The organism is Radiobacillus sp. PE A8.2, assembly GCF_045635475.1.
Lineage (GTDB): Bacteria > Bacillota > Bacilli > Bacillales > Amphibacillaceae > JBJGXI01.
Genome location: NZ_JBJGXI010000086.1, coordinates 1 through 6,357, shown reverse-complemented (window position 1 = coordinate 6,357; position 6,357 = coordinate 1). Strand labels below are relative to the sequence as shown.

Below are 6,357 nucleotides of genomic sequence, written 5' to 3'. Positions count from 1 at the left end.
CTGTACCTATATTGTATACGATTTACATAACGGACAAGTTACAGTCTTCTATCAATTTGTTTAATATTTTCTTAACATTCAATCCATGGATTCAATATAATACTTTCATTATACATTTTTTTGAAACTGTTGTCTGAGGATGGTTTAGGTGATGTTGCTGCAAGACCGGTCCACAATCCCCTTTTCCTCCTGAAGTTCTTTTGATAATCTAACAGCCAAGAGAGCACTTTCTGGGCGTACTCCGGAGCAATTCATTATCCACCAAAAGTAATTTGTGATTCCCTGATAGGAACAAAAGCGCAGAGCGCCGGTTAGCGACGTACGGAGGTGAGGGAAGTCTCGCTAGTCGTTGGCGCTCGGAGCTGGCCGTGGCTAATGCTTAATGTTATCCACGTTTAGTATATTTTATAATTTCCTGCTTTGCAGTTAAAAAACCGGAAGGCAAATGCCTTCCGGTCTCATTGCATGATCACTTAGCTAATTAGTTTGCAGAAACAGTAAACTTATTATCTTTGTCAACATCTATTTCTACCTTTTGTCCTTTATAGATTGTTTCTTTGAGCAATTCCTCTGATAAGAGATCTTCAACATTCTTTTGAATAGACCTACGTAAAGGTCTTGCCCCATATTCTGGATCAAAGCCTTCATTCGCAATCTTATCCAGAGCCTCCTCAGATATAGAGAAATCAATTTCCTGTTCAACTAGACGTTTCTTTAGTTGCTCTATCATAAGGGTAACGATATGTTTCATATGTTTCTTCTCTAATGAATGGAAAACGATGATTTCATCAATTCTATTTATGAATTCTGGACGAAATGCTTTTTTCAACTCATCCATTACTTTTGATCTCATATCTTTATAGCTTTCTTCCTCATCACCGAGATTAAATCCAACGAATTTATTACGTCTCAGTTCACTTGCACCAACATTGGAGGTCATGATAAGCACTGTATTTCGGAAATCAATCAACCTACCTTTAGAATCAGTTAAACGCCCATCTTCTAGTACTTGCAATAGAATATTGAACACTTCTGGATGTGCTTTTTCTACTTCATCTAGTAAGACAACAGAATATGGCTTTCTTCTTACCTTCTCTGTTAATTGTCCACCTTCTTCATAGCCAACATAGCCTGGAGGTGACCCAACTAAACGAGAAGTGGCATGCCTTTCCATGTACTCTGACATATCAATTCGGATCATCGCTTCTTCGTCACCAAACATCGCTTCTGCTAATGCACGTGCTAATTCAGTTTTACCAACACCGGTTGGCCCAAGGAAAATAAATGAACCAATTGGACGTTTCGGATCCTTCAGACCTGCTCGCGCACGACGAATCGCCTTTGATACAGCCTTCACTGATTCTTCTTGACCGATTACTCTGCTGTGTAGTACCTCTTCAAGGTTTAATAAACGTTCGCTCTCGTCTTTTGTAAGCTTTGATACCGGAACACCCGTCCATGTAGAAACGACGCTAGCAATGTCCTCTACGACTACCTCAGAGCTTTCCTGTCCTTGCTTCTCTTTCCATTCTTGTTTCGTTTCATCTAATTCATCGCGAAGTCGTTGTTCGCTATCTCTTAACGATGCAGCCTTTTCAAACTCTTGACTTTGAACCGCAGCATCTTTTTCTTTTCTTACACCTTCAAGCTTTTGTTCTAGCTCTTTCAAATTTGGTGGTGCAGTATAAGAACGAAGACGTACTTTTGAAGCTGCCTCATCAATTAGATCAATCGCTTTATCAGGCAGGAAACGATCTGTAATATAACGATCAGAAAGTTTTGCTGCAGCATCAATAGCATCATCCGTAATTGTTACACGGTGGTGTGCTTCGTAGCGATCACGTAACCCCTTTAAAATCTGAATCGATTGATCAACAGTTGGCTCATTCACTTGGATTGGTTGGAAACGACGCTCTAATGCTGCGTCTTTTTCAATATATTTACGATACTCATCCAATGTAGTTGCACCAATACACTGCAATTCACCTCGAGCAAGTGACGGCTTCAAAATATTTGACGCATCGATGGCACCTTCTGCACCACCTGCTCCTATTAAAGTATGGAGTTCATCAATAAACAAGATGATATTTCCCGCTTGACGGATCTCCTCCATGACTTTCTTTAGACGGTCTTCAAATTCACCACGATATTTTGTACCTGCTACAACTGTACCCATATCCAGTGTCATAACACGTTTATCTCTCAGTATCTCTGGAATTTCATTATTGATAATTTGTTGCGCTAAACCTTCCGCAACTGCCGTCTTACCAACACCAGGCTCACCGATAAGTACCGGGTTGTTCTTCGTTCTTCTACTAAGTACTTGAACAACACGCTCTATTTCTTTTTCTCGTCCGATAACCGGATCAATATTACCTTCTTTAGCAATTGCAGTTAAATCACGTGCAAGAGAGTCAAGCGTTGGTGTGTTAGCCGACGCGGACTGTCCACCGCGTCCGTTATGCCCGGCAGCAGATTCATTGCTACCTAGCAGCTGTAACACTTGTTGACGTGCTTTGTTTAAACTTACCCCTAAATTATTCAATACCCGTGCGGCAACTCCCTCTCCTTCACGGATCAATCCTAACAGGATATGTTCAGTACCAACATAGGAATGACCTAGTTTTCTAGCTTCATCCATTGATAACTCGATTACTTTTTTAGCTCTAGGTGTATAATGAATGGTCTGTGATACTTTTTGTCCACGACCGATTAATTGTTCTACCTCTTGTTGAATTTTCTCTGTTTCAAGTCCAAGTGCATGCAATGCTTTTGCAGCTATACCTTCACCTTCACTTACTAATCCAAGTAAAATATGTTCTGTCCCTATATTGTTATGCCCTAATCTTACTGCTTCTTCTTGAGATAGAGCTAAAACTTTCTGTGCCCTCTCTGTAAAACGTCCAAACATCATGATGCATTCCTCCTATTCTTTACTCTTCTAATTGCAGTCTTTCACGAATAATGGAAGCTCTTAATATATCTCTTTCATCTGGCGTAAGGTTTCTTTTCGCATATTGTTGAAGAAAACCAGGCTGTGTTAGCACCATTAATTCATTCAGTATTGTTTTTGAAATATGATTAATAAAACCCTCATCTATTCCTAATCTTACATCTGATAAGCATGTAGCGGCTTCCTTGGATTCAATGATACGACTATGCTTCAATACGCCATAAGATCTAAAAATGCGGTCTTCCAACCGAAGTTCAGAGTTCTCCATCAAAAGCTGTCTAGCCTTACGCTCTTGTTCAATCAATTTTTTAACAACACTTTCCAAATCCTCTACAATATCTTTTTCTGACCTACCTAAAGTTATTTGATTAGAAATTTGAAAAATATTACCTACCGCCTCACTACCTTCACCATAAATACCTCTTACCACTAGCCCCAGCTGATTAATAGCCGGAATCATGCGATTCACTTTTTGTGTTAAAGTTAGTGCAGGCAGATGCATCATGACGGATGCTCGTAACCCCGTACCAACATTCGTTGGACAACTCGTTAGATAGCCCCTTTGTTCATCAAATGCGTAATTAATTTTCTCCTCAAGCCAGTCATCAAAAGCAAAAGCTTGCTCTAATGCCTTATTCAGCTGGAAGCCTGGAAAATATAACTGAACTCGTATATGATCCTCCTCATTAATCATTACTGATACTTGTTCGCTCTTTGATATTAAAACTCCTCCATGTATCGACTTTTCTGCTAAATGAGGACTAATCAAATGCTTTTCTACAAGTACACGTTTCTCGATCGGCTTTAATTCATTCATAGAAACGAACTCGAAATCATTGTAATCTAAGAAGGATTGATGGTGATACTCCTGGTTGAAATATTCTAAGATTCTGTCCAGATCAGCTGCATCTGCAATGATTGGAAAAGGAACTTGTGCAAAGTTCCTTGCCAAGCGAATTCTACTGCTCATCACAATATCACTATCTGGGCCTTCTTCTTTTAGCCATGGGCTAATTGCTTCATTCATAAATTGCTGCAATGACATTATCCTTCATCCTCCTCAGCCTGTTTATGGTCGAGGGTCTTATCTAATGCTTTGATTTGGTCCCGAACGTTTGCCGCCTCTTCAAATTCCTCTTTTTCAATAAGGTATTGTAGTTGTTGCTTCAGTTCGTTTAATTGTTTCTTTTGTTTTAAATTTCCACCAATACGTCTAGGAATTTTACCTTCGTGGTTAATATTACCACTATGAACTCTGCGGAAAAGCGGATTTAACCGATCAGCAAATGTTTGATAACAATGAGAACAACCAAACTTACCAACACCAGTAAATTCTTGATAAGTCATCCCGCATTTAGGACACTTTAATTCCTCACTCTTACTAAGCGTATGCTTCTTTTTGTCTCCAACAGAAGTGGATTCAAAATTAAATAAGCCTGAGAGTAGGTCATGTAGTGAATAAGGCTCATCGTCATAGGACACATAGCCAATCTCTTTGGCGCAATGTTGACAAACATGCATTTCTGTTTTGTTTCCGTTAACTACCTTAGTAAAATGAAGTGTAGCTGGGCGTTCATGGCATTCTTGACATTGCATACCATACTCTCCCTTCGTTATCCTTAATATTTAAGTGCAGAAAGCATCGCTGTCAAAATTCTCGTTCTCATTTCGTCACGGATAGGCAGTTGTAAAGCAAGTGTATTTCTATGAATCGCACTTACCATTATTTTTAACTCTCTTTCGGAGATTAGCTCTTCCTCAAGCATCCGTTCTAGGATATCCGCCGCTGCCTGTTGTGAAACAGAAGGCTGAATCATTGCGATAATTTCATCAATCAACTTCGCCTTATCCTCATGCGTAATCCGAATGATACGAATGTATCCTCCGCCTCCGCGTTTACTTTCTACTATATATCCTCTTTCCACAGTAAACCGAGTATTAATCACATAGTTAATTTGAGAAGGAACACATTCAAATTGATCAGCTATTACGCTCCGTTTAATTTCGATTATGTTTTCACTATTTTTTTCGAGCGTCTTTTTTAAATAAGCTTCAATTACATCAGATATATTACTCATGTTTCCCTCCTCGCATCTGACTTTGACTATCTTTGACTATAAATACATTATACTCGAGTTCCTTATTTGTGCCAATATTTTTGTTCACACTACACTCAAGCGTGCAATAATTGATATTGCCTATGTAGTCGTTATTGCCATTCCTTTACTTGCCTGACTTCTGCTAATTTGGAAAGTTGATCATACAATTTTATGAACTTCATAGTTTTATCTTTCTTTAATTCCAATAACACCACTCTATCTGCATTGATATCTTTATCCACCCTAATTCTATGAATAGAAACATCTAAATCTTGGAACACATCAGTAAGCGAATCTATATCAAATTTTGATGATATAATCATCTGAATGAACATTTTATTTCTACGCTTATGAAAGATAGTTTCGAAATTGTTTAATAGTGCTAAACTTATAAGGATAATAAATGTCGTAAAGATAGCCTCCGCATACATTCCTGCTCCAACAACTAATCCTAAACCAGCTACTGCCCATATCGATGCCGCAGTGGTTAGCCCGCGTACTGTCATTCCATTTACTATAATTGTTCCCGCCCCTAGAAACCCAATTCCACTTATTACATAGGAAGGTATTCTGGCCGGATCGAACTGGCTGTTCTCATGCGCACTTATGTACTCTTCAAAACCATATAGAGATAACAGCATCATCAAACAAGAACTAACTCCAACTAAGATATGCGTTCGAAATCCAGCTGAGTGATTATTAAATTCTCTTTCAATCCCGATTATGCCCGCAAGCAATAATGCAACAATCAACCTACTCGCTATTAATAAAAATTCATCGTTAATTAGTTTATCCAAAATCAGATCCATTTAATTCCTCCAGTTAATTTTATTCTATTTTATTACCCTATTTTAATTGATATTAAAATAGGACAAAATATTGAATAAATTTATTCTTGTTAATACTAATACAGTTTCATACCTATCTTACATAGCTAAATGCATCGACAATATGAGGACGATTTTAACCGAGATATTGCATGCGAATAGCTTTAAAATACATGTTTTAAATAATTTATATAGAAAATACGAAATTAGATATCATTGTTTATTCCCTGAATTTACTTTTAGTAAACTAATCTAATTCGTATATAATTAAGTATGTTGTGACACTCTGAGGGGATTGTGCGAATCTATTTGAAGTGATAAAAAGTATAGCCATATGAAGACTTGAAAACTTAATAATATGCGTTGGTTGGTATTATAAAAATATTTGCCCTTTTAGCGTTTGATTTTAAGCATGATTATTATTTATATATAGAAAAACAACCCTTCAAGCGAATCATCTTGAAGGGTTGTTTTAGAT

At 37.8% G+C, this 6,357-nt stretch carries 5 protein-coding genes; all 5 read right to left on the bottom strand.

What is annotated here, in order from left to right:
* Positions 1-481 precede the first annotated feature (481 nt).
* Positions 482-2,914, bottom strand: a complete 2,433-nt coding sequence (gene clpC / locus ACI6MV_RS24495) for an ATP-dependent protease ATP-binding subunit ClpC (protein WP_407272943.1) — start codon at positions 2,912-2,914, stop codon at positions 482-484.
* Between the two features lie 19 nt (positions 2,915-2,933).
* Complete coding sequence (mcsB, locus tag ACI6MV_RS24490) at positions 2,934-3,998, bottom strand: protein-arginine kinase McsB (RefSeq protein ID WP_407272942.1); 1,065 nt, start codon at positions 3,996-3,998, stop codon at positions 2,934-2,936.
* Positions 3,998-4,549, bottom strand: coding sequence for a protein-arginine kinase activator protein McsA (gene mcsA / locus ACI6MV_RS24485; protein WP_407272941.1), 552 nt, complete (start codon positions 4,547-4,549; stop codon positions 3,998-4,000). Before mcsA ends, mcsB begins: the two co-directional genes overlap by 1 nt.
* Before the next feature lie 23 nt (positions 4,550-4,572).
* Positions 4,573-5,031 carry a CtsR family transcriptional regulator gene (locus ACI6MV_RS24480; RefSeq protein WP_407272940.1) on the bottom strand — a complete coding sequence of 153 codons (459 nt, stop codon included), beginning with the start codon at positions 5,029-5,031 and terminating at the stop codon, positions 4,573-4,575.
* Positions 5,032-5,162: 131 nt separating this feature from the next.
* A complete protein-coding gene (locus ACI6MV_RS24475; RefSeq protein ID WP_407272939.1) occupies positions 5,163-5,861 on the bottom strand; it encodes an MgtC/SapB family protein in 699 nt (232 codons plus the stop codon).
* Positions 5,862-6,357: the final 496 nt, after the last annotated feature.